This is a genomic window from Micromonospora sp. NPDC047756 (assembly GCF_055587245.1).
Map to the genome: position 1 here is coordinate 99,531 of NZ_JBVJGQ010000001.1, position 26,094 is coordinate 125,624.

At 72.1% G+C, this 26,094-nt stretch carries 22 protein-coding genes; 12 read left to right on the plus strand and 10 right to left on the minus strand.

Translation table 11 applies throughout. From position 1 onward, the window contains the following. Window positions 1–36 precede the first annotated feature (36 nt). Window positions 37–1,254: a threonine--tRNA ligase gene (gene thrS / locus ACZ6NZ_RS00480; RefSeq protein ID WP_465854554.1), complete on the minus strand. Its 1,218-nt coding sequence runs from the start codon at window positions 1,252–1,254 to the stop codon at window positions 37–39. A gap of 508 nt (window positions 1,255–1,762) precedes the next feature. Here thrS and ACZ6NZ_RS00485 point away from each other — a divergent pair. Next, window positions 1,763–2,392, plus strand: a complete 630-nt coding sequence (locus tag ACZ6NZ_RS00485) for a DedA family protein (RefSeq protein ID WP_366612676.1) — start codon at window positions 1,763–1,765, stop codon at window positions 2,390–2,392. 189 nt (window positions 2,393–2,581) lie between these two features. Continuing rightward, on the plus strand, window positions 2,582–3,214 hold the full coding sequence (locus ACZ6NZ_RS00490) for a DUF998 domain-containing protein (RefSeq protein WP_465854556.1): 633 nt from the start codon (window positions 2,582–2,584) through the stop codon (window positions 3,212–3,214). Here ACZ6NZ_RS00490 and ACZ6NZ_RS00495 read toward each other — a convergent pair. After that, window positions 3,192–4,595 (minus strand): NAD(P)H-quinone dehydrogenase, encoded by a 1,404-nt coding sequence (locus ACZ6NZ_RS00495; protein ID WP_366612678.1) that lies wholly within the window; start codon window positions 4,593–4,595, stop codon window positions 3,192–3,194. The genes ACZ6NZ_RS00490 and ACZ6NZ_RS00495 overlap by 23 nt on opposite strands. A 106-nt stretch (window positions 4,596–4,701) precedes the next feature. Here ACZ6NZ_RS00495 and ACZ6NZ_RS00500 point away from each other — a divergent pair, with 106 nt between their 5' ends. Next, on the plus strand, window positions 4,702–5,157 hold the full coding sequence (locus ACZ6NZ_RS00500; protein ID WP_112588201.1) for a gamma-glutamylcyclotransferase family protein: 456 nt from the start codon (window positions 4,702–4,704) through the stop codon (window positions 5,155–5,157). A gap of 75 nt (window positions 5,158–5,232) precedes the next feature. On the opposite strand, the gene ACZ6NZ_RS00505 is transcribed toward ACZ6NZ_RS00500, so the two are convergent. The 4 genes from ACZ6NZ_RS00505 to ACZ6NZ_RS00520 form a co-directional block, all read right to left on the minus strand. Next, on the minus strand, window positions 5,233–6,192 hold the full coding sequence (locus ACZ6NZ_RS00505) for a GNAT family N-acetyltransferase (RefSeq protein WP_465854559.1): 960 nt from the start codon (window positions 6,190–6,192) through the stop codon (window positions 5,233–5,235). A gap of 61 nt (window positions 6,193–6,253) precedes the next feature. Beyond that, the gene (locus ACZ6NZ_RS00510) at window positions 6,254–6,988 is read right to left on the minus strand and encodes an SCO6745 family protein (protein ID WP_465854561.1); all 735 of its coding nucleotides are present in this window, start codon (window positions 6,986–6,988) and stop codon (window positions 6,254–6,256) included. A 98-nt stretch (window positions 6,989–7,086) separates the two neighbouring features. Further along, window positions 7,087–8,070, minus strand: coding sequence for a hypothetical protein (locus tag ACZ6NZ_RS00515; protein WP_465854563.1), 984 nt, complete (start codon window positions 8,068–8,070; stop codon window positions 7,087–7,089). Between the two features lie 4 nt (window positions 8,071–8,074). Beyond that, a complete protein-coding gene (locus ACZ6NZ_RS00520) occupies window positions 8,075–8,707 on the minus strand; it encodes an MBL fold metallo-hydrolase (RefSeq protein WP_366612682.1) in 633 nt (210 codons plus the stop codon). A gap of 93 nt (window positions 8,708–8,800) precedes the next feature. Here ACZ6NZ_RS00520 and ACZ6NZ_RS00525 point away from each other — a divergent pair, with 93 nt between their 5' ends. Continuing rightward, entirely contained in the window at window positions 8,801–9,763 is a 963-nt protein-coding gene (locus ACZ6NZ_RS00525; RefSeq protein ID WP_366612683.1) for a DUF4349 domain-containing protein, read from the plus strand. On the opposite strand, the gene ACZ6NZ_RS00530 is transcribed toward ACZ6NZ_RS00525, so the two are convergent. Both ACZ6NZ_RS00530 and ACZ6NZ_RS00535 read right to left on the minus strand, forming a co-directional pair. Continuing rightward, a complete protein-coding gene (locus ACZ6NZ_RS00530) occupies window positions 9,720–10,979 on the minus strand; it encodes an amidohydrolase (protein ID WP_366612684.1) in 1,260 nt (419 codons plus the stop codon). The genes ACZ6NZ_RS00525 and ACZ6NZ_RS00530 overlap by 44 nt on opposite strands. A gap of 474 nt (window positions 10,980–11,453) precedes the next feature. Continuing rightward, window positions 11,454–13,037: an acyl-CoA mutase large subunit family protein gene (locus tag ACZ6NZ_RS00535; protein ID WP_366612685.1), complete on the minus strand. Its 1,584-nt coding sequence runs from the start codon at window positions 13,035–13,037 to the stop codon at window positions 11,454–11,456. A 206-nt stretch (window positions 13,038–13,243) separates the two neighbouring features. Here ACZ6NZ_RS00535 and ACZ6NZ_RS00540 point away from each other — a divergent pair, with 206 nt between their 5' ends. Next, on the plus strand, window positions 13,244–15,313 hold the full coding sequence (locus ACZ6NZ_RS00540; protein WP_465854565.1) for a serine/threonine-protein kinase: 2,070 nt from the start codon (window positions 13,244–13,246) through the stop codon (window positions 15,311–15,313). Window positions 15,314–15,361: 48 nt separating this feature from the next. Continuing rightward, complete coding sequence (locus ACZ6NZ_RS00545) at window positions 15,362–17,026, plus strand: phospho-sugar mutase (protein WP_465854567.1); 1,665 nt, start codon at window positions 15,362–15,364, stop codon at window positions 17,024–17,026. 290 nt (window positions 17,027–17,316) lie between these two features. Here the strand turns inward: ACZ6NZ_RS00545 and ACZ6NZ_RS00550 are convergent, their stop codons facing one another. Further along, window positions 17,317–17,994, minus strand: coding sequence for a GOLPH3/VPS74 family protein (locus ACZ6NZ_RS00550; RefSeq protein WP_366612688.1), 678 nt, complete (start codon window positions 17,992–17,994; stop codon window positions 17,317–17,319). 73 nt (window positions 17,995–18,067) lie between these two features. Beyond that, window positions 18,068–18,700 (minus strand): uracil phosphoribosyltransferase, encoded by a 633-nt coding sequence (gene upp / locus ACZ6NZ_RS00555; RefSeq protein ID WP_355009488.1) that lies wholly within the window; start codon window positions 18,698–18,700, stop codon window positions 18,068–18,070. A gap of 133 nt (window positions 18,701–18,833) precedes the next feature. Between upp and deoC the strand changes: the two genes are divergently transcribed. The 6 genes from deoC to ACZ6NZ_RS00585 all read left to right on the plus strand — a co-directional run bounded on the left by deoC (window position 18,834) and on the right by ACZ6NZ_RS00585 (window position 26,094). Next, complete coding sequence (gene deoC / locus ACZ6NZ_RS00560) at window positions 18,834–19,793, plus strand: deoxyribose-phosphate aldolase (protein WP_465854570.1); 960 nt, start codon at window positions 18,834–18,836, stop codon at window positions 19,791–19,793. A 6-nt stretch (window positions 19,794–19,799) separates the two neighbouring features. Continuing rightward, window positions 19,800–21,230: an aldehyde dehydrogenase family protein gene (locus ACZ6NZ_RS00565; RefSeq protein ID WP_465854572.1), complete on the plus strand. Its 1,431-nt coding sequence runs from the start codon at window positions 19,800–19,802 to the stop codon at window positions 21,228–21,230. Beyond that, window positions 21,223–22,047: an aldehyde dehydrogenase family protein gene (locus tag ACZ6NZ_RS00570; protein WP_465854574.1), complete on the plus strand. Its 825-nt coding sequence runs from the start codon at window positions 21,223–21,225 to the stop codon at window positions 22,045–22,047. Before ACZ6NZ_RS00565 ends, ACZ6NZ_RS00570 begins: the two co-directional genes overlap by 8 nt. Before the next feature lie 614 nt (window positions 22,048–22,661). Then, window positions 22,662–23,135, plus strand: a complete 474-nt coding sequence (locus ACZ6NZ_RS00575) for a BlaI/MecI/CopY family transcriptional regulator (protein ID WP_465854576.1) — start codon at window positions 22,662–22,664, stop codon at window positions 23,133–23,135. 10 nt (window positions 23,136–23,145) lie between these two features. After that, window positions 23,146–24,051 carry a M56 family metallopeptidase gene (locus ACZ6NZ_RS00580; RefSeq protein ID WP_465854578.1) on the plus strand — a complete coding sequence of 302 codons (906 nt, stop codon included), beginning with the start codon at window positions 23,146–23,148 and terminating at the stop codon, window positions 24,049–24,051. A gap of 789 nt (window positions 24,052–24,840) precedes the next feature. Further along, window positions 24,841–26,094 carry a cytochrome ubiquinol oxidase subunit I gene (locus ACZ6NZ_RS00585; protein ID WP_465854580.1) on the plus strand — a complete coding sequence of 418 codons (1,254 nt, stop codon included), beginning with the start codon at window positions 24,841–24,843 and terminating at the stop codon, window positions 26,092–26,094.

The window sequence follows — 26,094 nt, forward strand, 5'->3', positions numbered from 1 at the left end:
CGGGCGGCCGTGCGCGCGAGACGATCGGTGGGCGGGTCAGTCCGGTGGCAGCAGGTCGCTGGCGCGGGCGTCGACCTGCCCACGGATCAGGGCGAGAGCCGCGTCGGCGGGCATCGGAGCCAGGGCGCGGCCGCCGCGCAGACGCAACGCGAGGTGCCCGTCGGCCACCTCCCGGGCCCCCAGCACCCCGAGGTACGGGACGCGGCGGCGAGCCGCGTCCCGTACCCGGGCGCCCAGCGAGCCAGCGGCGTCGACCTCGACCCGCAGGCCGGCGTCGCGAGCCCGCCGGGCCAGGTCGGCCGCCGCGCCGGCCTGGCCGTCGTCGACGGGCAGCAGCACCAACTGGACGGGCGCGTACCAGGCGGGAAAGGCCCCCTCGTGCACCTCGATGAGGTACGCGAACAGCCGCTCCATGCTGCCGACCAGACTGCGGTGCACCATCACCGGGCGACGCCGGCTGCCGTCCGAGTCGGTGTACGACAGGTCGAACCGTTCCGGCTTGTCGAAGTCCAGTTGAACGGTGGAGATGGTCGACTCCCGGCCGGCGGCGTCGACGATCTGGATGTCGATCTTCGGACCGTAGAAGGCAGCCTCCCCCGGTGCCTCGACGTACTCCATCCCGGCCAGCGCCTCCCGGAGCAACTCCTCCGCGCGGGCCCACTGGGCGTCGTCGCCGACGTACTTCCCGCCCGGCCCGCGCAGCGACAGCCGGAACCCGGCCGGCCGGACACCGAGCGCGGCGTGCGCGGCACGGATCAGTCCGAGGATCTCGACGACCTCCGCGCCGACCTGCTCGGGCGCGCAGAAGGTGTGCGCGTCGTTGAGCGAGATGGCACGTACCCGGGACAGTCCGCCGAGCACACCGGATCGCTCCGCGCGGTACATCCCGCCCAGTTCCGCGATCCGCAACGGCAACTCCCGGTAGGAACGGCCCCGCGCCCGGAAGACCAGCGCGTGGTGCGGGCAGAGCGCCGGCCGGAGCACGAACTCGTCGTCGGCGCTCAGCCGCATCGGCGGGAACATGTCGTCGGCGAAGTAGCCGAGATGGCCGGAGAGTTCGAAGAGTTCCCGCTTGCCCAGCGGCGGCGAGTAGACGTGCTGGTGGCCGGAGCGGCGCTCCAACTCCCGGACGTACTCCTCGACGGCGTGCCGGGCGGCGGCACCGGCCGGCAACCAGATCGGCAGGCCGGCGCCGGCCAGTGGGTCGGAGACGAAGAGGTCCAGCTCACGGCCGAGCCTACGGTGGTCGATCATGTCGGGCTCCTGGATCGGGTACGACCCGGAGGCGACCTGAGCTCCGTTCGGCGCGCTGCCCTCGGGGCGGATCGCCCCGGGGCCTGGTCGACTGTGGTTACGTCAGAGCGGCGCGCCGGGGACACCCGGCGTCGTGATCATCACTACCGCGCTGCGCATGGGGCGACCGTACCCGCGCGACGATCGGGGGCGCACCCGGATTTCGCGGCGGAGGGGTGGGCCGCCGGCGCGGGACCCGCCGGCGGCCCTGGCGGCCGAATCGTCAGGAACGGGGGACCCGACGGGCGTGGCCGCGCCGACAACGGTACGCCGACGAACGGCGTTCCGCCGCCCGCCTCAAATGGGTGCAACGCCCTCCGAAAGCGTCACCCGGCACCGATCGGGCTCGTTGTAGCTGGGTGGCTCAGTCGTGTCGACGGTCACGACGGGCCGGGGCCGTCCACGGTGACGCCGGACACGGCGTCAGGCTCAAGACACCCAATCGGCCGCATTCGGCGAGGTGGCAGGCGTGCCCGAACTTCTGACTGACGTCGCGTCGCCGACGTGGGCTTACCTGGTGCTGCTCGCGCTGCTGATCGCGGACGCCTTCGTGCCGGTGATCCCCACCCAGATCGTCATGATCACCAGTGGTGCGCTCACCGTCTACGGCGGGCTCAGCCTGCCGGTCACCATCGCCGTCGGCGCGCTCGGCGTGTTCGCCGGCGACCTGGCCTGCTACCTGCTGGGCCGCAGCGCACCGGATCGGCGGCCACCCCGGCACGCCGAACTGAGCCGCGCCCGCCGGGTGGCCAGCCGAGTCACCCAGGGGCTGCGACAACCCGGGCCGCTGGTCATCCTGCTCTGCCGGTTCGTGCCCGGCGGGCGGATGGCGGCCTGCTTCTCGGCCGGGCGCAGCCGCTACCCGTACCGCCTGTTCGTCATCTACGAGGCCGTCGCGGCCTTGGGCTGGGCCACCTACGGAGCGCTCGTCGGGCACCTGGGCGGCACCGCGCTGACCGAGTCGGCCTGGCGGCTGGCCATCATCGCCACCGCCGCGGCCGCCGGCTTCGCCGCCGCGGGATGGGCGATGACAGTGGTCAGCGCCCGCCACGCCCGAGCCGCCGCCGCGGTAGCTGCGGTCAAAGTCCCCATCGACTGAGAGTTTCGACCCCAGCCTCCGCGATCTTGCCCTTACTGTCCCGGCAATCAGGGCCTAACACGCATACGGACAACCGAAAACGCAAGATCGCCGCAGGGTTGCCGGAAGGCCTCTAGGGGTGGTCCCGGGGGCTATTTCGGTGGCTGTCCCGGATTCGGCTGGGGTGGGTACGGCGACAGGCTGAGAGACATGCCTGTTACCCGGAGTACCGGCCTGCTGGCCCTGGGCGGGATCGCCCTGGCGACGCTGCTGGCAGTGATCGGCCACCTCGAAGTCAACGACGACCTCAACCCGTGGGCGTTGACCATCAGCGACTTCGCGGTCTCCGACCGCGGCGGCGTCATCGACGTCGCCATGGTGGTGCTCGCGCTCGCCACAGTGGCGTTGCTGTACGGGCTGCGCCGCGCCAGCCCACCCCGATCGCGCTCCGGTCGAACGGCAGAGCTGCTGCTCGGCGCATGGGTGGGTGGGCTGCTGCTGGCCGCCGTGGTGCCGACGAACGAGCCGGGCACCGCCATGACCACCGCCGCCTACCTGCACCGGTACGCGTCGGTGATCGCCTTCCTGGCGTTGCCGGTGGCCGGTTGGTTGCTCGCCCGCCGACCCGACCTGACGCCCGCCGCCCGGACGCTACGCGCCCTGGTCCTGTTGAGCCTGGCCCTGGCGGCGGCGATGATCTGGTCCGCCTACCCCGGCGACCGGATGCTCATCGGCCTGGCCGAACGCCTCCTGATCCTCGCCGAGGTGGCGGTCCTGGTGACGGTGGCGACGAGCCTGACCCGGCCCGCACGCGGTCGGGTCACTCCAACTCGTGCAGCATGAGCTGACGGGCCGCCTCGGTGATGGAGCCGGACAGGCTCGGGTAGATGGTGATGGTCTGGGCCAGCTCGTTGACAGTGAGGTTGTTCTCGACCGCCATCGTGATGGGCAGGATCAGCTCGCTGGCCTTCGGCGCGACCACCACACCGCCGATCACCTGACCGCTGGCGGGACGGCAGAACAGCTTCACGAAACCGTCGGAGAGGTCGTCCATCTTGGCCCGGGCGTTGCCGGACAACGGCAGCATCACCTGCCGGGCCGGCACCTTGCCCGCGTCGACCTCGTCCTGCGAGACGCCCACGGTGGCCAGCTCGGGGTCGGTGAAGACGTTCGCCGCGACGGTACGCAGCCGCAGCGGGCGGACCGCCTCACCGAGCGCGTGCCACATGGCGATCCGGCCCTGCATGGCGGCGACACTCGCCAGCAACAACACACCAGTGCAGTCGCCGGCGGCGTAGATCCCGGGCACGTTGGTCCGGGAAGCCCGGTCGACGGTCAGGTAACCGCCCCGGCCCAGCTCCACCCCGTACTCGGTCAGCCCCAGGTTCGCGGTGTTCGGGATCGAACCGACGGTGATCAGCGCGTGTGAGCCGGTCACCTTGCGGCCGTCGGAGAGCTCCACCTCGACGCCGTCGGCGGTACGCCGGACCGCGTCGGCCCGGGAGTTGTTGAGGATCTCCATGCCCCGGTTGCGGAACACCCGCTCGATGGCGGAGGCGGCGTCGGCGTCCTCGTGCGGCATCACCCGGTCCCGGCTGGAGACCAGGGTCACCTCGACGCCCATCGCCAGGTACGCGCTGGCGAACTCCGCGCCGGTCACACCGGAACCGACCACGATCAGGTGCTCGGGCAGCTCCGGCAGGTCGTACACCTGTCGCCAGGTCAGGATGCGCTCACCGTCCGGTACGGCGGTGGGCAGCTGACGGGGCGTCGAGCCGGTGGCCACCAGCACGGTGGACGCGTCGATCGAGTATTCCTCCGCGCCGTCGGCGGGGGTGACGACGACCCGGTGGGTGTGCCCGAGGGAGTCCTCGCCGAGCCGGGCGGTGCCGGCCACGAAGGTGACCCCCGCCTTCAGCAGCTTGGCGTGGATGTCCGCGGACTGCGCCAGGGCCAGCCGCTTGACCCGCTCGTGCACCGCGCGCGCGTCGACGGTGACCGCCTCCAGGCCGTCCGAGTGCACCCCGAACTCCTCGGTGTCGCGGTAGCCGGTGACCACCCCCGAGCTGGCGATGAAGGTCTTCGACGGTACGCAGTCGGAGAGCACGCAGGCACCGCCCGCACCGTCGGCCTCCACCACTGTGACATCGGCGTCCAGCTGGGCGGCGACCAGTGCCGCCTCGTACCCGGCCGGCCCTCCGCCGATGATCACGATCCGGCTCACAGCGTTCGCCCTTCGTTGATGCTCACAGTGACTTTCTTCTCCCGAGCGCATTCGACACGCACTGTCGTATTCTCCCCCACCCGTCGGCCGGGCTATCGTCATCGCCGTGCGTCATCACGCCGCCTACGGCTCAAATCTCGATCCCGCCCGGATGCGCGCCTACTGTCCGCATTCGCCGATGGTCGGCACCGGCTGGCTGGAGGGCTGGCGGCTGACCTTCGCCGGGGCGGACGTGATCGGCTGGGAGGGTGCGGTGAGCACCCTCGTCGAGTCTCCCGGCGACCGGGTCTTCGTGGCGCTCTACGACATCCACCCGTACGACGCGGGCCAGCTCGACGAGATCGAGGGGGTGACCGCCGGGACGTACCGCAAGCTGCACGTCCGGGTCTCCACCCTCGACGGCGACGTGACCGCGTGGATCTACGTCTTCAACGGGTACGAGGGTGGCCTGCCGACCTCCTGGTACCTGTCGGAGATCGCGAACGCCGCCGAGAAGGCGGGCGCCCCGGACGACTACGTCACCGAGCTGCGGGCCCGCCCCACCGGCACCGCCTCGGCGTAGCAGCGCGTATCGCACGCCTCCAGTGTGCTACCGCTGTCGACCGGAGCCCCGGTCGGGGAGGACCGGGGTCGTCAATCACACACCGGCCGCCGGGACGGAAAGTTCGTACATGTCGGTCCACTGGGTCTCGCGCAGGCCCACCGACCGGTACAGCGACAGCGGGGCGGTCGGGTTGGTCAGGTCGACGCCCAGGCCGACTGCGCGCCGCCCCTTCTCGGCGTAGCGGGCGAAGGCGCGGCGCAGCAACGCCGCACCCACACCCCGGCGACGGTACGCGGACCGCACCGACAGACTCTTCACCCAGCCCGATTGCTGGTCGAGCGCCTGGTCCGAGGACTGCAACGCGCCGACCGGCACCCCGTCCACCTCGGCGACGAACCACTCGTCCCAGGCGGTCAGATCGCCGATCCGGGCCCGCCACCGCTCGTACGACAGCGGCTCGTGGTCCGGGGTGTCGCCGAAGGCGGCCTCGTAGATCCGGTGGAACTCCACCAGATCGGTCTCGTCGTCCGGGCGGACCGGCCGCACCGTCACGGCCGACGGCCCAGTCGGCTCGTCGGGCAGGTCGTCCAGCGGTCGGCTCATCCGGACGTACCGCTTGACGAGGGTGAACCCGAGCCCGCGCAGGGCGTGTTCCCAGTCACGTTCCGGCGCGAAGACCGCGCAGCGGACGGTGAGTGACGGCAGCCCTCGCTCGGCGGCCCGCTCGGCGACGCGGTCCAGTTGGCGCAGCAGCAGCGGCGCGCGGACGGTGGCAGCCCGTACCGGATCGACGTAGACCTCCACGAACTCCCGGCCCACCCCGGTCGGGTTGTCCACCGTCGCCCAGCCGACAACGGTGTCGTCGGGGTCGATGGCCAGCCAGGAGTCCCGGGTCGGGTCGAAGTGGGGGGCGGTCAGCGACGCGGCCACGTCCTCGGCGTCGAAGTCGGGATGACCGATGGCGAAGGTGTCGGCGGCGTGCACCACCGCGAGGATCGCCGGCACGTCGTCGAGGGTGGGTCGGCGCGTCGTCCAACCAGCGGGAAGGGTCACGGCAGGACATCCTGGCAGCCGATTCGCTGCGGCGCCGCCCATTTTTCGGCGGACGGGAGACTCAGCCGAGGTCGACCCGGGTGCGGTGCAGCAACTCCACCAACTCCGCGCCGTCGGCGGGCCCGAGGGCCGTGAACGCCGGCGCGGCCAGTCGGTTGGTCACCGCCTCCGCCCAGAGCCGGCGGCGCACCAACGGCCCGATCGGCGGGTACGGCGGCGGCCAGCCACAGGCCACCGCCCCGGCCTCGCCCTCCGGCCCGGACAGCACGGCCTCCAGCGGGGTCATCCCGGCCGCGCGTACCGCCAGCAGATAGGCGCCGGTGAAGTGTTCCCGGAGCAGCCGCAGCCCGGCGGCGCTGCGAGCCCCGGGTGAGAGATCCGGAAGCGGCATGGCCCGCCACGCGGCGAAGAGCGGCATCCCACTGGCCTCCGCCGCCACCACCGCCCGCTCGACGAGCGCCGACAGGCGCTCGGTGCCGGGCAGCGGGCCGAGCTGCTGCGCCCCCCACCGGCAGCATTCGGCGAGGCTCGCGGCGGCCACCTCGAACGGCGGCACGACCCGGGTGGCGGCGTCCCAGCCGTCGGCTACCGCGTCCGGGGCGATGAACCCGAGGGCGGCGGCGGCCGTCTCGGCCCGCACACCGCCGAGCGCTCCGGCCCGGCCGCTGATGTAGAAGGCCCAGCCGGAGATGCCGAGCAGTCGGGCCCGGCGCAACGTGGTCGGGTCCCGACTGAAGGCGTCGCCCAGGTCGAGCACGACGGGCTTACTGGCGGCGGCGACCTGCTCCGGGGTCACCGCGCCGCCCCGCTCGGGCAACCCGGCCCGGCGACCACGCCCCGACCCGGGGCCACTCGCCGTGTACGGCCCGCACACTCGTCGTCGTCCATCGATGCTCAGTCTGCCGCGCCACCGCCCGCGTCCGCATCCCCCTCTTCGGCCGCCAGTGCCTCAAGGGCCGCCTCGACCTCACCGGCGCGCCGCCGGGCCACCGTCACCGCCCGCTCGGCGGCACGCCGCGCGAGCCTGCCCCGGCTGAGGTCCTGCTCGGCGACCGCGCGCCGCCGCTCCAGCTCGGCCAACTCGACCTCAAGTCGATCGAGTACGGCCACACCGTCGCGCTCCTGCCCGGTCGCCTCGGTCAGCTCGGTCTCGGCCCGCTCCTGATCGGCCTGGGCCTTCGCCAACTCCCGGTCCAGGGCGCGGCGCTGCCGGGCCCGCTCGGCTCGGGCCGCCCGCTGTGCGGCCCGTTCGGCCTGCTCGGCACGCTCGGCCGCCCGGTCCGTACCGGATGACGCCTCGGGACGGCCCCGTTGGGGGCCGGGTCGGCGGGCCGGGCGTTCCTCCTGGTGCTCCTCGTCATCGTCGGTGACCAGTCGCAGTTGCGGCCGGGGCACCTCGCCGAAGCCGGCGTAGCTGGCCGCCCGCAGCAGGCGACCCGCCCGCACCTGCTCGGCGACCTCGACGTCGGAGAACGCCGCGTTCAGCGTCGCCTCCACCTCGGCCAGGGGCAGCCGGCTCGCCGGTGGCGCGTCCGGCTCGGCCGCGGCGAGCTTGCGAACCTCGGCGACCAGGGCGCCGACCACCGCCCGGCGTTGCGCTGACAGCTCCCGCAGTCGGGGCCCCCGCAACTCCCGCTGGGCGACTCGCAGGGCGTCGGCGAGCTGCACCAGGTCGGCGACCAGCTCCGGGCGTCCGATGGCCAGCAGGTTCACCAACCAGGCGGCCACCGTCGGGCGACGCAGCCGGGCCAGTTGCCGGGCGGTGGCCGGGTCGCCGGCCCGGCGGGCCTCGGCCACAGCGGCGTCCCGGGCGGCCACGAACCGGTCCGGTGGGGTGCGGTAGAGCTGCTGCACCAGCTCCGCGGAGAGGCCGGGCATCGGGTCAGACGTCCACCCGGCTACCGGGCTCCAGTCGCTGGTACTCGGTGCCGGACAGCGCTGTGTACTGCCGGTCGAGCACGCCCAGCCCGTTGTCGTTGAGCAACGCGTCGTGCAGGGCGTACGCGCGCCGCGGCGCGACCGCGCGGATGAAGTCGACCACCTCGGAGAACTTCGACCAGGGGGCGTGGATCGGCGCGAAGAGCGTGTCGACGGGGGTCTCGTCGGGCACGACCAGGGAGTCGCCCGGGTGGTAGACCACGTCGTTGATCAGGTAACCGAGGTTGTCGATCACCGGGATGTCGGGGTGGATCACGGCGTGCCGCCCCCCGTACGCGCGCACCGCGACCCCGGCGGCGGTGAACGACTCGCCGACGCTGACCGGGCGCAATACGTCGGCCGCGTCGCCCAGGGCTTCGCCGAGCGAGGCGGGCCCGTGGATCGGGAACGGCTGTCGGTCGAGTTGGAGGCGCACCGCTGCCAGATCGAGGTGGTCGGGGTGTTCGTGGGTGATCAGCACCGCGTCCGCACCGTCCAGCGCCGCCGCTGCGTCACTGAAAACCCCGGGATCGACGACGAGCACTCCCCCGTCGTGTTCCACCCGAAGGCAGGAGTGGGCGTACTTGGTGAGCCGCATCGTGACTCCTCGATTATCGAATCGTGACGTCCTCAGCGCAGTCTGCCGGAACCAGCCGGCGTGCGCGTCGCGTCCGAGCTATCGCCAGACCGGTTGACGACGATGGGAGCGGGGATGGACGGACAGGCGGGACGACGCCGCGGTGCGCTGCTGGCGGCGACAGCACTGGCAGCGGCCCTGGCGCTGACGGGGTGCGGTGCCGGCGACAGCGGGTCGCAGGACACCGCGGGTACGGCGGCCGAGGCGCCAGCCGCCAAGGGCGGCGAGATGAACCGGGACGCCGCCGCAGGCGCACCTGAGGGGGCCGGCGCGGGCGCACCCGACCTTCGGGTCGACCAGCGGGCGATCATCTACACCGGAAAGATGCGGGTGCAGGTGGACGATGTGGACTCTGCCGCCCGCGAGGCCACCGCCGTGGCCGGTCGGGCCGGCGGCTTCGTCGGCGGCGACCAGCGGCACAGCGCCGACGCCGACGCGGTGGCGGAGTTGGAGTTGCGGGTGCCGGCGGGGAAGTTCACCGGAGTGGTGGAGGAGATCGCCAAGCTCGGTCGGCAGCAGAGCCGGGAGATCAACACTCAGGACGTCACCGAGGAGACGGTCGACCTGGAGGCCCGGATCACCAGTCAGCGGGCCCGGGTGGAGAGCGCCCGCCGGTTGCTGTCCCGAGCCACCTCGATCACCGACCTGGTGTCACTGGAGAACGAGTTGGGTCGACGGGAGGCCGACCTGGCCTCGCTGGAGGCCAAGAAGCGACGCCTGGCCGACCTGACCGCCCTCTCCACGATCACCGTGTCGCTGGCCGGGCCGGCGGCGAAGGACACCGAGGAGAAGGCCGAGACCGGCTTCCTGGTCGGGCTCAGGGGCGGCTGGAAGGCGTTCGTCGTCTCGATGACCGTCCTGCTCACGGTGCTGGGCGCACTGCTGCCGTGGCTGGTGGCGCTTGGCGTACCGCTGGTGGCGCTGTTGGTGGTGCTGCGCCGACGGCGCAAGCCCCCGGCTCCGGTCGCGCCGGTCAGCGCGCCGCCGCCAGTGCCCGCAACGCGGTCTGCACCATGACGCGGACGCCGACGGCGATGGACCGCTCGTCCACGTCGAAGCTCGCCCGGTGCAGGTCGACGTTGGGGCCGGTGCGACCCACGCCGAGCCGGGCGAGGGCACCGGGGACGTACTCCAGGTACCAGGAGAAGTCCTCGCCGCCCATGCTCTGCGGTGTCTCGGCGATCCCGTCCGGCCCGAGGGCGGCGGCGGTGGCGGCGGTCAGCACCTGGATGGCACGGGCGTCGTTGCACACCGGCGGCCGGCCGCGCAGGTATTCGAGGTCGACGGTGGCACCGGTCGGCGCGATCACGTCCCGCACCACCTGAGCAACTATCTTGGGGGCCTTCTCCCAGGTGTCGCGGTCCATCACCCGCAGGGTGCCGGACGCGCTCGCCTCGGACGGGATGACGTTGTAGCGGGTGCCGGCCGAGGCGTGGCCGAAGACCAGCAGCAGGCCGCTGTTGGCCGGCACCCGGCGACTGACCAGGGCCGGCACCTCGGTGATGAGCCGACCGAGCGCGTCGACCATGTCGACGGTCAGGTGCGGGCGGGCGGTGTGCCCACCCGGGCCGGAGAGTCGGACGGTCACGTTGTCGGCGGCCGCGGTGATCGGGCCGACCCGCAGGCCGACCTGGCCCACCGGGAGGTTCGGGTCGCAGTGCAGCGCGAAGATCTGCACCACGTCGTCCAGGCCGCCGGCCTCGATGACCTCCAGCGAACCGCAGGGCAGGATCTCCTCGGCCGGCTGGAAGATGAGCCGGACCCGACCGTCCAGCTCACCGAGGTCGGCGAGCTGGGCCAGCAGCATGCCGACGCCGAGCAGGATCGAGGTGTGCACGTCGTGCCCGCAGGCGTGGCAGACGCCCTCCACGGTCGACCGGTACGGGACGTCCTTGGGGTCGTCCAGCGGCAGCGCGTCGATGTCGGCGCGCAGCGCCACGACCGGGCCGTCCGGCCGACCGTCGACGTCGCAGATCACGCCGTTGCCCTTGGGCAGCAGGCGCGGGCTCAGCCCGGCCAGCGACAGCTCCCGGGCGATCAGCGCGGCCGTCTCGAACTCGTTGCCGGAAAGCTCAGGGTGCGAGTGGAGGTGACGGCGCGTAGCGATCAGCCCCGGCACCCGGAGCGCGAGAAGGTGGTCCAACTCGCGGGGCAGGGGCTCGGATCCCGGTGGCGTCTCCGGCCAGGACGACGCCAGCTGGCCACTCGTGGGCAGCGTCAACGCACTCGTCACGTCGAATTCTCGATCACTAGGAATGGATGGATCATCGGGGACAGCAGACAGCCTAGACCTCCGACGGTGACGCTGCGCAACCTCGTTACGGTAATGATCGGACCGCGCAGAGTCACGTATGCCCTGCTGGGGCCGCTCGTCAAGGTGTGGGACAGCAGGTAGATCACGGTCGAATGCCGTCATCAGCCCCTCACCTCCTACAACGCGTAACCGATCGCGGGGGTCCCGAATCGCGGTCGACAGTCGGAGACCCGTTGCCAAATTGTCGCATTAGTCGGGGTGATGAACTGACACTCCGACAATTAGCCGACCACACAGCGCAACGAGCCGGATAAGGACGCTCACACGCACCCACCCGCCGTGGGCGCACAGGGTGTGCGTCCCGGCTCAACCGACCGGATACCCGCTGAGAGCGCCGGACACACCGCGCCCCGGGGCCGCAGTCGCCGCGCGCCCCGGGGCCGCAGTCGCGGCTCAGAATCGGTCGGTGGGCCGGTACAACCCCCACACCTCACGCAACGTCCCGCAGACCTCACCCACCGTCGCCCGCGCCCGCAGCGCCTCCTTCATCGGGTACAAAACGTTCTCCGTACCCTCGGCGGCGGCCCGAAGATCGGCGAGCGCCCGCGCGACGGCGTCGGCGTCCCGCTCGGAGCGCAACCGGGCCAGCCGGTCGGCCTGGGCCGCCTCGATCGTCGGGTCGACCCGCAGCGGCTCGTACGGCTCCTCCTCGTCCACCGTGAACCGGTTGAGCCCGACCACCACCCGTTCGCCCGAGTCGATCTCCTGGGCGATCCGGTACGCGGACTGCTCGATCTCCCGCTTCTGGAACCCGGCCTCGATCGCGTCCACCGCCGAGCCGTGGTCGGTGACCCGCTCCATCAACTCGACGGCGGCGGCCTCGATCTCGGCGGTCATCGCCTCCACCACGTACGACCCGGCGAACGGGTCGACGGTGGAGGTCAGGTCCGTCTCGTAGGCCAGCACCTGCTGGGTACGCAGCGCCAGCCGGGCCGCCTTCTCGGTGGGCAGCGCGATCGCCTCGTCGAAGCTGTTGGTGTGCAGCGACTGGGTGCCTCCGAGCACCGCGCCCAGGCCCTGCACCGCCACCCGAACGAGGTTCACCTCCGGTTGCTGGGCGGTGAGCTGCACGCCTGCCGTCTGGGTGTGGAACCGCAGCATCATCGACTTCGGATCCTTGGCGCCGAAGTCGTCACGCATCAGCCGAGCCCAGATCCGCCGGGCGGCGCGGAACTTCGCCACCTCCTCCAGCAGCGTGGTGCGGGCCACGAAGAAGAACGACAGCCGCGGCGCGAAGTCGTCGACGGCGAGCCCGGCGGCCAGCGCCGCCCGCACGTACTCCACCCCGTTGGCCAGCGTGAACGCGATCTCCTGCGCGGGTGTCGCGCCGGCCTCCGCCATGTGGTAGCCGGAGATGGAGATGGTGTTCCACTTCGGCACCTCGCTGCGGCAGTACGCGAACGTGTCGGCCACCAGGCGCAGCGACGGCTTCGGCGGGAAGATGTACGTCCCCCGGGCGATGTACTCCTTGAGGATGTCGTTCTGGATGGTGCCGTTCAGCGCGGTGCCCGGCACCCCGTTCTCCTCGGCGACGAGTTGGTAGAGCAGCAGCAGCACCGAACCGGGCGCGTTGATGGTCATCGAGGTGGACACCTTGTCCAGTGGGATGTCGGCGAAGAGCAGCCGCATGTCCTCGATGGAGTCGATCGCGACACCCACCTTGCCGACCTCGCCGTGCGCGATCGGCTCGTCCGAGTCGTACCCCATCTGGGTCGGCAGGTCGAAGGCGACCGAGAGGCCCATCGTGCCGGCCCGCAACAACTGGTGGTACCGCGCGTTGGACTCGGTGGCGGTGCCGAAGCCGGCGTACTGGCGCATCGTCCACGGGCGGGAGGTGTACATGGTGGGGTAGACACCCCGGGTGTACGGAAACTCGCCCGGGCTGCCGAGCCGGGAGTCCAGGTCCTCCGGAAGGTCGGCCTCCGTGTAGACGCCGTTGATCGGGAAACCGGACTCGCTTGACCGCCGTTGGTTCATCCCCGGATGGTAGGACGCCTGGCCATGTCGTCGGGTGAGGGATACCGCACAGCGCGTCCCGACCGGTCGACACCAGGTGAACGACAGGGCACGTTCTGTCGACTTCGACAAACGTCCGCCGCGTCGGCTTTCGCATCCGGCGTCGGAACCAGCAAGATAGGGGGGTTGTGTCCCAGCCCCCCTCGATTTCCCCCGGTGGCTTTTCTGTGACTCAGATCCCGACGTGGAGCGGCGGACCAGTCAGTCCCCCCAACGGACGAGCGGCGCCCGGCACCACCATTGGTGACCGGTACTCGCTGCGATCCTCGGTGGGCAACGGCGGCATGGGCACGGTGTGGCGCGCCACAGACACCCTGCTGCGCCGTGACGTGGCGGTGAAGGAGGTCGTCCTGCCCCCGGGGCTGGCCCCCAGCGACCGCGACGCGATGTACGAACGCACCCTGCGCGAGGCCCGCGCCGCCGCCGCCATCCAGCACCCGGCCGTGGTGCAGGTGTACGACGTGGTCACCGAGGCGGGCCGGCCGTGGATCGTGATGGAGCTGCTGGACGCCCGCAGCCTCGCCGACATGGTGATCGAGGACGGGCCGGTCGCGCCCCGGGCCGTCGCCAAGATCGGCATCGCGCTGCTCGGCGCGTTGGAGGTCGCGCACGCGATCGGCGTGCTGCACCGCGACGTGAAACCCGCCAACGTGCTGATCTGCACCGACGGGCGCTGCGTGCTGACCGACTTCGGGGTCGCCCGGATGCCCACCGACGTGCAGCTCACCACCCCGGGCATGGTGCTCGGCTCGCCGCACTTCATCTCGCCCGAGCGGGCCATGGGCCAGGAGTTCGGCCCACCGAGTGACCTCTTCTCGCTGGGTGTGACGCTCTATACGGCTGTCGAGGGGCGGCCCCCGTTCGACAAGGGCGACCCGATCGAGACCATGCACGCCGTGGTGGAGGACCCGCCCGCGCCCCCGCAGCGCAGCGGCCCGCTGACCCGGGTGCTGATGGGTCTGCTCGAGAAGGACCCGGCGCGCCGACTCGACGTGCACACCTCCCGGGCCATGCTGCGCGAGCTGCTCGCCGGGCCGCTGGGCAGCACGGCGACGGCGGTGCACTCGGTCACCGACCCGTACGCCGTGGTGCCGGTGCAGCAGCGCCCGGTCCCCGTCCTCCCGCCGGCCCAGCCGGAGCCGAAGCCGGACAGCCAGATCGGTGGCAAGGCGATGCTGGCCCCGGGCGAGTCCCTGACCGACCGGCTGGCCTCGCTGCGCCGGGGCGAACGCCCGCCGGCGGCAGCTCGCCCGGCCGACACCGCCGGGGGTCTCGACGAGACCAGCGCCGACGCGTTGGCCGGTCCGCTGCACACGCCGACCGGCGCGATGCCGACCACGGGCCGACCGGCGGCCGGGCGCACCTACGGCGGCAACGCGGACGCCACCCAGCGGGTGGACGCCGGCGGGCACCCCGACGCCACCCAGCGGGTCAGCTACGGCAGCCCGGCCGACGCCACCCAGCAGGTCGGGTACGGCGGCGCGGCACCGGAGGCCACCCAGCGCGTCGGCGGCACCTACGGCGGCGGCAACCAGTGGTCGGTGCCGGGCACCGGCCAGCCCTGGGCGACCACACCCGCCGCTTCGGGCGGCAGCGCGCTGGACAAGGTCCGGGCCACCGGTGGTCAGCTCGTCACCACGGTCAAGGCTTGGCCGCGCAAGGTGCAGCTCGCCGCGGCCGGCGGTCTGGTCGTCGTGCTGCTGGTCACCGCGGTGGCGCTCTCCGGCGGCGACGAAGCCCCACCGAGCACCCCGGCCGCGCAGCCCACCACGTCCGCCCCGGCGGCCCCCACCGTCGAGATGCAGGAGCACTCGGCCCGCGGGATTCAGGTCATGGTGCCCAAGGGCTGGAAGAAGGCCACCGGCGGCTCGTACACCGACTACATCGACCCGGCCGACAGCGGCCGCAAGGTCCGCATCATCACCGAGAAGTGGACCAGCAGCTCCACCCGGTGGGCCGAGACGGCCGAGAACGGCCTCAAGACCCGGAGCACCTCCTGCGTCAAGCCGTACAACCAGATCTCCTCCACCGAGACCGAACTGGCCAGCAAGCCGGCAGCCGAATTCGAGTACACCTGCGGCGCGGGTGACACGATGCGGCACGGCGTCTGGCGGGGCGTCGCGCAGGACGGCAAGGCGTACTCGTTCTACCTCACCGCCACGGACGCCAAGTTCGCGGAGAGCAAGGCGATCTTCGACGAGATGGCACGGACGTTCCAGCTCACCGGGAACGGCTGAGCCGGAGGGAAGCCACAGGGGTGATCCGTCGCCGTGCTATCAAGGGGCATGGCGGCGGACAGCACTGACATCGACGACATTCGTGACCAAGCCCGGCGTTGGCTGGCCGACGACCCCGACCCGGCCAGCCGGGACGAGCTGACGGCGGTGCTCGACGGTCTCCCGGCGAGCGGCCCGGAGCTGGCCGACCGGTTCGCCGGCCCGTTGACCTTCGGCACGGCGGGCCTGCGCGGCCCGCTGCGCGCCGGCCCGAACGGGATGAACCTCGCCGTTGTCACCCAGGCCGCTGCCGGCCTGGTGACCTGGCTCGCGGCCCAGGGTGGCACCGGTCCGCTGGTGATCGGGTACGACGCCCGGCACGGCTCCCGGCAGTTCGCCGAGCGCACGGCGCAGGTGGCGACCGGCGCGGGCCGCCCGGCGCTGTTGCTGCCCCGCCCGCTGCCCACCCCGGTGCTGGCGTACGCCGTGCGGCACCTCGGCGGTGTCGCCGGCGTGATGGTCACGGCCAGCCACAACCCGCCGCAGGACAACGGCTACAAGGTCTACCTCGGGGCGGAGCTGGGCGGCGAGTTGGGCGCCGGCGCGCAGATCGTGCCACCCGCCGACGCCGGCATCGAGGCCGCCATCCGAGCGGTCGGGCCGCTGACCCAGGTGCCGTTGGGCGGCCCCGGCCAGGTGCTCGGCGACGATCTGGTCGCCTCGTACGTCGAACGGGCCACCGTGGTGATCGACCCGGACGGGCCACGGGACCTGACGGTGGCGTACACCCCGCTGCACGGGGTCGGCGCGGCGGTGCTCACCGCCGCCTTCGCCAGCGCTGGTTTCCCCACTCCCGGGGTGGTGCCCGACCAGGCCGAACCGGACCCGGCGTTCCCCACCGTGTCGTTCCCCAACCCCGAGGAGCCGGGCGCTGTGGACCGGCTGATCGCCCTGGCCGACTCCACCGGCGCGGACCTCGCCATCGCCAACGACCCGGACGCCGACCGTTGCGCGGTGGTCGTCCGGGACCGCGACGGCTGGCGGATGCTGCGCGGCGACGAGGTGGGCGTCCTGCTCGCCGATCACCTGATGCGCCGGGGGGTGACCGGGCTCTACGCCACCACCATCGTGTCGTCGTCACTGCTGCGGGCCATGTGCGCGGCCCGAGGGCTGCCCTACGACGAGACGCTGACCGGCTTCAAGTGGATCGTGCGGGCCGGCGGAGGAAGCGCGCCGCTGGTCTTCGGCTACGAGGAGGCGCTCGGCTACTGCGTCGCCCCGGAACACGTCCGGGACAAGGACGGCATCACCGCCGCGCTGACCGTGGCCGAGTTGGCCGCCGGCCTGAAGACGCAGGGTCGCACGCTGACCGACCGGCTGGACGAGCTGGCTGCCGAGTTCGGCGTACACCACACGGACCAGCTCTCCGCCCGGGTGGACGACCTGCGGATCATCGCCGACGCGATGGCCCGGATCCGGGCGGCCACCCCGGCCACCCTGCTCGGGCAACCGGTGGACAGCGTCCGGGACCTGCTACCCGAGTCGGACGTGGTGATCCTGCGGACCGCGATGACCCGGGTGGTGATCCGCCCGTCCGGGACCGAGCCGAAGCTCAAGGCGTACCTCGAGGTGGTGGAGCCGGTCACGGATGGCGACGTCCCGGCGGCCCGCAGCCGGGCGGCGCAGGCGGTCGTCGGGCTGCGGGCCGAGGTCGGCGCCGCGCTCGGCATCTGACGCCGCGCAGGACCCATCCACCCGGAACGTTCCCTTTGCTCTGCACCCGCGGATGCGCCATGCGGCGTTCGCCGTCCGGCACGTTCCCTTTGCTCTGCACCCGCGGATGCGCCGTGGGCCGTGGGCCGTGCGTGAAGGTGCCGTGGGACGTGGGCCATCTGCCGTGCGACGTGGGCCATGTGCCGTACACCATCGGGGGGCCGGCCTGCGGCGGACGCCGAGCGCCGGCCGCTCGTGGTGCATCAACGGGTGCAGAGCAAAGGGTGGCAGGGGCGTGCTGGGTCCGACCGTCAGGCGCGCTTGCCGAGGGCCTGGTCGACGGCCTTGGCCAGGGCGGCGACGACCAGGCCCACCGACGGGCGGACCACCGAGTCGTCGGTGCTCACCTCACCGGAGAACCCGGCGCCGGTGGCGATCTCCGTCAGCCGGCGGCGGGCGTCGGCGGCGGCCTCGCCGCTCACCCCGAGCGCGGACTCCATTCGGAGCACCACCACCAGGGTGGCCAGCGCGGCGGTCCGCTCGTCCGGGGCTGCCGCGCCGGTCAGCGCCTCGGCCAGCCGCTGCCGGGTCTCCGCCTCGACGGAGGTGTCCACGACCGGGTAACGGTGCACGTGGATGAAGCCCAGCTCGGTCTCGTCGACGTCCCGGACGACGCCCTGCCGGCACAGGTCGGCGAGGATCCGGTCGCGCAGGCCGTGCCGGAGACGCTGGACCCAGGACGCCGGGCTGTGTGGGGTGTCGGCGGCGATCCGGCTGAGGACATCGTCGCTGAACGGCTCGCCGGTCGGCGTCGGGTCGATCACCGCCAGCGACCCGTCGGCGTACGCGATCCGGCCGGTCAGGGCCAGCTCGACCAGCACCGCGGCGGCCATGCCCAGGTCCAGGCTGATCCGTGGCATCGTCGCCTTGCCGGTCGTGTCGTCGTAGGCGAGGAGCAGCAACTCCTCGGCGAGCGCAACACCAGTCATGGCCGGAGACGGTAGCGGGTCCGCGCACCCCGCGCACGGACCCCGCCGGACCCGGCACCGACCGGGTCTGGCATCAGAAGCGGGGCATGCCACCGAACTGTCGGTCGCCGGCGTCGCCGAGGCCGGGAACGATGAACATGTGGTCGTTGAGCCCCTCGTCGATCGAGGCCGTGACCAGGCGCAACGGCAGGCCGGAGCGCTCCAGCCGGTCGATGCCGACCGGGGCGGCGAGCACGCAGAGCACTGTGATGTCAGTGCAGCCTCGGTCGGCCAGCAGCTGGCAGCAGTGCTCCAGCGAACCGCCGGTGGCCAGCATCGGGTCGAGCACCAGCACCGGCAGCCCGGCCAGGTCGCGTGGCAGTGACTCCATGTACGCGCGGGGCTCGTAGGTCGCCTCGTCGCGGGCCAGGCCCACGAAACCCATCGAGGACTCGGGCAGCAGACCCAGCGCGGCGTCCGCCATGCCCAGCCCGGCGCGCAGCACCGGGACCAGCAGCGGCGGGTTGGCCAGCCGGGTGCCCTCGGTGCCGGTGACCGGCGTCTGCACCGGGTACCGCTCGACGGGGAAGGAGCGCGCCGCCTCGTACACCAGCATGGTGGTCAGTTCGTGCAGCGCCGCCCGGAACGTCGAGGAATCGGTGCGCGCGTCCCGCATGGCGGTCAACCTGGACTGGGCCAGCGGGTGGTCAATGACGTGTACGTCCACGATCGCTCAACCTACCGGTCCGTACCGCGCGACGGTGCGGGTGCGGTCGGACCAGGGACGCCGCTCACGTCCGGACGGCGGCGAGCGCTCGTGAGCAAGATCACTCGGCGGTCCGGTGCGTAGACTTCCCAGCATGACGGCGACAACGACGTCGGCCCGGTCGGAGCTCTCCGAGCTGGGACGATCCGAGACCGCTCTGCGGACCTTCCTGCACGGCCTGCCCGGCGTGGACCAGGTCGGCGCGGAGCAGCGGGCGGCACAGCTCGGCACCCGCTCCATCAAGACCACCGCCAAGGCCCAGGCGATCGACCTGGCGATCCGGATGGTCGACCTGACCACCCTGGAGGGGGCGGACACCCCGGGCAAGGTACGCGCGCTCGCCGCGAAGGCCCTGCGCCCGGACCCGGCCGACCCGTCCTGCCCGCACGTCGGCGCGGTCTGCGTCTACCCGGCGATGGTCCCCCACGTGGCCGAGGTGCTGCGCGGCTCGGCCGTGCACCTGGCCAGCGTGGCGACCGCGTTCCCCTCGGGTCAGGCACCGCTGGAGATCAAGCTGGCCGACACCCGGGCCGCCGTCGCGGCCGGTGCCGACGAGATCGACATGGTGATCAACCGGGGTGCGTTCCTGGCCGGGCGATACAAGGAGGTCTACGACGAGATCGTGGCCACCAAGGATGCCTGCGGGGACGCCCATCTCAAGGTGATCCTGGAGACCGGCGAACTGGCCACCTACGACAACGTCCGGCGGGCCTCCTGGTTGGCCATGCTGGCCGGCGGCGACTTCATCAAGACCTCCACCGGCAAGGTCCCGATCGCGGCGACGATGCCGGTGAGCCTGGTGATGCTGGAAGCGGTGCGCGACTTCCGCGAAGCGACCGGGCGGCAGGTGGGCGTGAAGCCCGCCGGTGGCATCAAGACCACCAAGGACGCGATCAAGTACCTGGTGATGGTCAACGAGACCGTCGGCCCGGACTGGCTCGACCCGGACTGGTTCCGCTTCGGCGCGTCCAGCCTGCTCAACGACCTGCTGATGCAGCGCACCAAGCTGACGACCGGCACCTACTCCGGTCCCGACTACTTCACCCTGGACTGATAGCCGATGTTCGAATACGCCCCCGCCCCCGAGTCCCGCTCGGTGGTGGACCTCAAACCCTCGTACGGGCTGTTCATCGACGGTGAGTTCGTCGACCCGACCGACGGAGGCAGCTTCAAGTCGATTAACCCCGCCTCCGAGGAGGTGCTGGCCGAGGTCGCCGAGGCCGGTGCCCAGGACGTGGAACGCGCGGTGCGCGCCGCCCGCAAGGCGTACGACAAGGTCTGGGGCCCGATGCCGGGCCGGGACCGGGCGAAGTACCTGTACCGGATCGCCCGGCTCATCCAGGAGCGCTCCCGCGAGCTGGCCGTGCTGGAGTCGCTGGACAACGGCAAGCCGATTCGCGAGTCCCGCGATGTCGACCTGCCGCTGGTCGCCGCGCACTTCTTCTACTACGCGGGCTGGGCCGACAAGCTGCCGTACGCCGGCTTCGGTGCGAATCCGCAGCCCATGGGCGTGGCCGCGCAGGTCATCCCGTGGAACTTCCCGCTGCTCATGCTGGCCTGGAAGATCGCCCCGGCGCTGGCCGCCGGCAACACGGTGGTGCTGAAGCCGGCCGAGACCACCCCGCTGACCGCGCTGCTCTTCGCCGAGATCTGCCAGCAGGCCGAGCTGCCGGCCGGTGTGGTCAACATCCTCACCGGCGCCGGCGAGACCGGCCGCGCGCTGGTCGAACACCCCGGCGTGGACAAGGTCGCCTTCACCGGCTCCACCGACGTGGGCCGGGCCATCGCCCGATCCGTCGCCGGCACCCGCAAGAAGCTCACCCTCGAGCTGGGCGGCAAGGCCGCCAACATCGTCTTCGACGACGCCCCCATCGACCAGGCCGTCGAGGGCATCGTCAACGGCATCTTCTTCAACCAGGGGCACGTCTGCTGCGCCGGCTCCCGACTGCTGGTTCAGGAGAACGTGGCCGACCGGGTGCTGGAGTCGCTGAAGCGGCGGATGGCCCAGCTCCGGGTCGGTGACCCACTGGACAAGAACACCGATGTCGGCGCGATCAACTCGGCCGCCCAGCTGGAGCGGATCCGCGAGCTGTCCGACGCCGGCTCCGCCGAGGGCGCCGAGCGCTGGTCGCCGCCGTGCGAGCTGCCCGACCGCGGCTTCTGGTTCGCGCCGACCATCTTCACCGGCGTCACCCAGGCACACCGCATCGCCCGGGAGGAGATCTTCGGCCCGGTGCTGTCCGTGCTGACCTTCCGCAGCCCGGCCGAGGCCGTGGAGAAGGCCAACAACACGCCGTACGGGCTGTCGGCCGGGATCTGGACCGACAAGGGCTCCCGCATCCTGTGGATGGCCGACCGGCTGCGCGCCGGCGTGGTCTGGGCCAACACCTTCAACAAGTTCGACCCCACCTCGCCGTTCGGTGGTTACAAGGAGTCGGGCTACGGTCGCGAGGGCGGCCGGCACGGGCTGGAGGGCTACCTCAATGTCTGAGCGGGTCGCGGTACGCAAGACGTACAAGCTCTTCATCGGCGGGAAGTTCCCGCGCAGCGAGTCGGGACGGTCGTATCTCGTGCAGTCCTCGAATGTGTCACTGGCCTCCCGCAAGGACGCCCGGGACGCGGTGGTCGCCGCCCGCGCCGCCGTCAAGGGGTGGGCCGGCGCGACCGCGTACAACCGGGGTCAGATCCTCTACCGGGCCGCCGAGATGCTGGAGGGCCGCCGCGAACAGTTCGTCGCCCTGGGCATCCCCGGCGACGAGGTGGACGCCGCTGTCGACCGCTGGGTCTGGTACGCCGGCTGGGCCGACAAGCTCGCCCAGGTGTACGGCGGCGCCAACCCGGTCGCCGGCCCGTACTTCAACATCTCCGCGCCCGAGCCGACCGGCGTGGTCGCGGTGGTCGCCCCGGAGCGTCCGGCGCTGCTCGGCCTGGTCAGCGTGATCGCTCCGGCGATCGTCACCGGCAACACGGTGGTGGTGGCGGCGTCCCCGAGCGAGCCGCTGGCGGCCGTGACGCTGGCCGAGGTGCTGGCCACCTCCGACCTGCCCGGCGGTGTGGTCAACATCCTCACCGGCGCGATCACCGAAACCGCGCCGACGCTGGCCGCGCACATGGACGTCAACGCGATCGACCTGACCGGGGTCACCGACGCCGCGCTCGCCACCGACCTGGAGGTCAGGGCGGCGGAGAACCTCAAGCGGGTGCTCCGGCCGGCCCCGGCCGACCACGACTGGACCGGTGACCCGGGGGTGGCGCCGATGACCGCGCTGCTGGAGACGAAGACGGTGTGGCATCCCAAGGGGGTGTGATCGTCTCTCTTCGTTCTTGTGGTTTTCCGGTTGCGGTTTTCCGGGGGGAGCCCGCCCACTCCGGGCGGTCAGGCTTGATCCCTGCGTGGGCGGGCTCCCCCCGGAAAACCTGACGTGGGCCGGGTTCGTCGGGGTGGGTCAGCTTGGGGGTTCTGCCTCGGGTCGGGTTGCCGGTCGGCGGGGCGTCGGCTGACCCCGTCGGGCGGTTCCACCCCGCACCGCCCCGCCCCGCTCGGGTCCGCCCGCCCCGCGCACCCCGCCCGGGTCCGCAGCGCACGGCCCCGCCCGGGTCCGCTGGCGTGCTGATCCGGGTTCGCTGGCGGCGGCCGGTCAGATCCACGGCAACTTCAGGGGTGTTGCTGCCTCCAGCGTTTCGGAGGCAGCAACACCCCTGTTCTTGTCCTGCGCTTGTCCTGTCCCGCCGATCTCACCCTGGCGATCATGAGGCTGGCGGGGGCTTTGGTCTCTTTCGGCCCGGTCAATCTCATGATCGCTGGTGGTGAGGGTGGGTGGGTTGGTTGCCGGTGGGTTGGTGCTGGGTGGGGACGGGCCGGTGGGGGCGGGCGGATGGGGACGGGCGGGTGGGGGTCTACTACCGGGGGTAGGATTGGTTCGTGACTCGGTTGGGCGATCTTGAGCGTGCGGTGATGGACGTGCTGTGGGACGTGGTTCCCGGCACGTCGGACGGGGTGACCGTGCGCGAGGTGGCCGACGCGCTCGACGGCCGTGAGCTGGCGTACACGACTGTGATGACAGTGCTGGACCGGCTCGCCGGCAAGGGCATGGTGCAACGGGAGCGGGAGGGTCGGGCCTGGCGGTATCGTCCGGCGGCCAGCCGCGAGGCGCACATCGCTCAACTCATGCTCGACGCCCTCGACCTGGGTGGCAGCCGGGACGCCGCGCTGGTGCGCTTCGCCCGCTCGGTGACCGGCACCGAGGCCGAAGTGCTGCGGGCGGCCCTGGGCAACGAAGCCGGCCTGACCGGGCCGGGCTCCACCGGCGGTGACGCGGGCAGGGACGACGCCCTGACCGACCGGGTGGACAGGCCGGCGGGCCGGCGAGCCGCCGGCGAGACAGCGGAGCGGTAGGGCGCGCGCCATGGCCTACGCCGTGCACTTCGCCGCCACGATGCTGGCCTGCTATCTGACCGCCCAGGTGTTGGCCCGTTCCACCTGGACGTGGCGCAGCCCGCGGGTGGCGATCATCTGCTGGCAGGCCGTCGGGCTGGCGTTGGGCCTCTCGGCGATGGGTCTACCGATGGCGCTCGGGTTGAGCGCGTACGACCGGTCGACCGGTAGCGCACTGCTCGCCCTGGCCGACGACCTCGCCCACGGCGCCCTGCCGATCGGGGTGGGCACGTTCCACCTGGCCGGCGTCGGTGTGGGCTTCGGCATCGGAGCGGTGCTGGTCACGACGACGGTTCGCAGCATCCACGGCACCGTACGCGCCCAGCGTCGCCACCGGGACCTGCTCTCCCTGGTCGCCCGGAACGACCCGGCCGCCCCGGGCGCGCTGGTGTTGGATCATCCGAGCGCCGCCGCGTACTGCCTGCCGGGCGTGAAGCCGCAGGTGGTGATCAGCGCCGGCACCCTGAGCCTGTTGGACCGCGCCGAGCTGGCCGCAGTCCTCAGTCACGAGCGTGCGCACGCCCACGAGCGGCACGACCTGGTGCTGCTGCCGTTCACCGCGCTGTGCCGGGCGCTGCCGTGGTTCGGCTGGGTGCGCGACGCGCACGAGCGGGTCGCCCTGCTGGTCGAGATGCGCGCCGACGACAAGGCCCGCGAGCTGCACGCCGAGGCGCCGCTGGCGGGTGCGCTGCGCCGGTTCGCCGCCGCCGGGCACCGGATCACCCCGGCCGGCGCGCTGGGCATGGGCGACCGGGATCTCGACGTACGGGTGCAGCGCCTGCTGGTCAGTGACCGGCCGCCCCGAGTGCTCGGCGCCACCGCCCTGGCGGTCGCCACCACGCTGGTCGCCCTCCCGGTCACCCTCTTCCTGAGCTGACGCCACCGGGCACACCCAAGACGGCAAGACACGGCGGAGGGCAGGCACGCACCCGTGCCCCGCGCCCGCCCGCCCCCGCCTGCGCCCGCGCCTGCGCCCGCGCCTGCGCCTGCGCCTGCGCCTGCGCCGATCTTGCAGTTTCGGTCGTCGAAAAGCGTTGAATGCCCCTTATGCCGGGACAGCAAATGCAAGATCGCGACTCCATCAAGTCGATCATGGAGTGGTGGTGCCTGTTTTAGGTTTGTAAGACGCTTTTATACCCACCACAACTCCATGATCGATGAGGCAGGCCGGGCCGAGGCAGGCCAGACCGAGGAGGAGCTGGCGCGGGCGGGACCGGGCCTCGACGGACCTAGGCAGGACTGGCGCGAGCGGACGGGGCGGGCTTCGACGGGTCGGGGTGGGGTGGGACAGGCCGGCGCGGGCGGGCGGAGCGGGCTTCGACCCGTCGGGGTGGGGTGGGACAGGCCGGCGCGGGCGGGCGGGGCGGGCTTCGACCCGTCGAGGTGGGGTGCGAGAGGCCGGCGCGGGCGGGCGGGGCGGGCTTCGACCCGTCGAGGTGGGGTGCGAGAGGCCGGCGCGGGCGGGAGGGGTGCCTCGACGGGGCGGGGCGGGGCGGACGGGCCAGTCGCCGGATGCGGCGACTTGAGGGTCGGGGCCGAGCGCGACCCCCTTAGCACTACATAACGTAGTAGCATTTTCTACGACGGGACGTAGTAGATCCTACGTGTAGGCAAACTACGTGTAGGGTGGCTACGATAAGGGAGCCAACGCTATGGAGGGTTGGTCATGGACACCCTGCTCCTCGCCCGCCTGCAGTTCGCCACCACCACCTCGATCCACTTCCTGTTCGTGGTGGTCACGCTCGGGCTGGTCACCCTGCTCGTCGGCATGCAGACCGCCTGGGTGATCACCGGCAACCCGAAGTGGGAGCGGCTGACCCGCTACTGGGGCCAGCTCTACGTGATCAACTATGTGCTCGGCATCGCCACCGGCATCGTGATGGAGTTCCAGTTCGGGCTGAACTGGAGCGGCCTGTCGCGCTACGTCGGCAACGTGTTCGGCGCACCTCTGGCCATCGAGACGCTGGTGGCGTTCTTCCTGGAGTCCACCTTCCTCGGAATGTGGATCTTCGGCTGGCACCGGCTCGGCAGGGGCGTCCATCTCGCGCTGCTCTGGGGGGTGGCGATCACCGCGTACGCCTCGGCGTTCTGGATCATGGTGGCCAACTCGTGGCTGCAGAACCCGGTCGGCTACGAGGTCCGCGACGGAATCGCCCACCTCACCGACTTCGGCGCGCTGCTCGGCAACCCCAGCCTCGGCATGGCCTTCGGGCACGTGGTCTCGGCGGCGGTGCTGGTCGGCGGGATGCTGATGGCGGCGGTCAGCGCTTGGCACCTGATCCGGCGTACCCCGGACTTCGCGTTCTTCCGCACCTCGCTGCGGGTCGGCCTGGTCACCGCGGCACTGGCCGTCACGATGGTGCAGGGCTTCGGGTTCGCCCAGTTCGGCCCGGTGGGCTCGGTGCAGCCGACCAAGTTCGGCGGCGACAGCCCGGAGAGCCAGGCGCTGATCGCGGAGTGGACCACGCGGTTCGGCCCCGGCGACTACACCCCGCCGGTGCTGGCCAGCGTCGGGTTGGGCTTCATGATCCTGATCGGCTTCACCCTCGGCTGCCTGTGGTTGCTGCTGCCCCTGCTCTTCCGGGACTGGGTCATCCGACTGCGCTTCCCGCTCTGGCTGCTCCTGCTCGCCCTGCCGCTGCCGTTCATCGCGGTGATCCTCGGCTGGATCTCCCGGGAGGTCGGCCGTCAACCCTGGGTGGCGTACGGGCTGCTCCCCACCGAGCAGGCCGTCTCCCCGGTCAGCGCCCCGCTGATGCTCACCTCGCTGATCGGGTTCAGCCTGCTGCTGGGCACCCTCGCCGTCACCAACTGGGTGCTGCTGGCCCGGCACGCCCGACGCGGCGCGGCCGACCCGGCGCTCGGCCGCCCACCGGCACCGCCCAGCGAGCCGGCCCACCCCGAACCCGCCCTGCTGTAG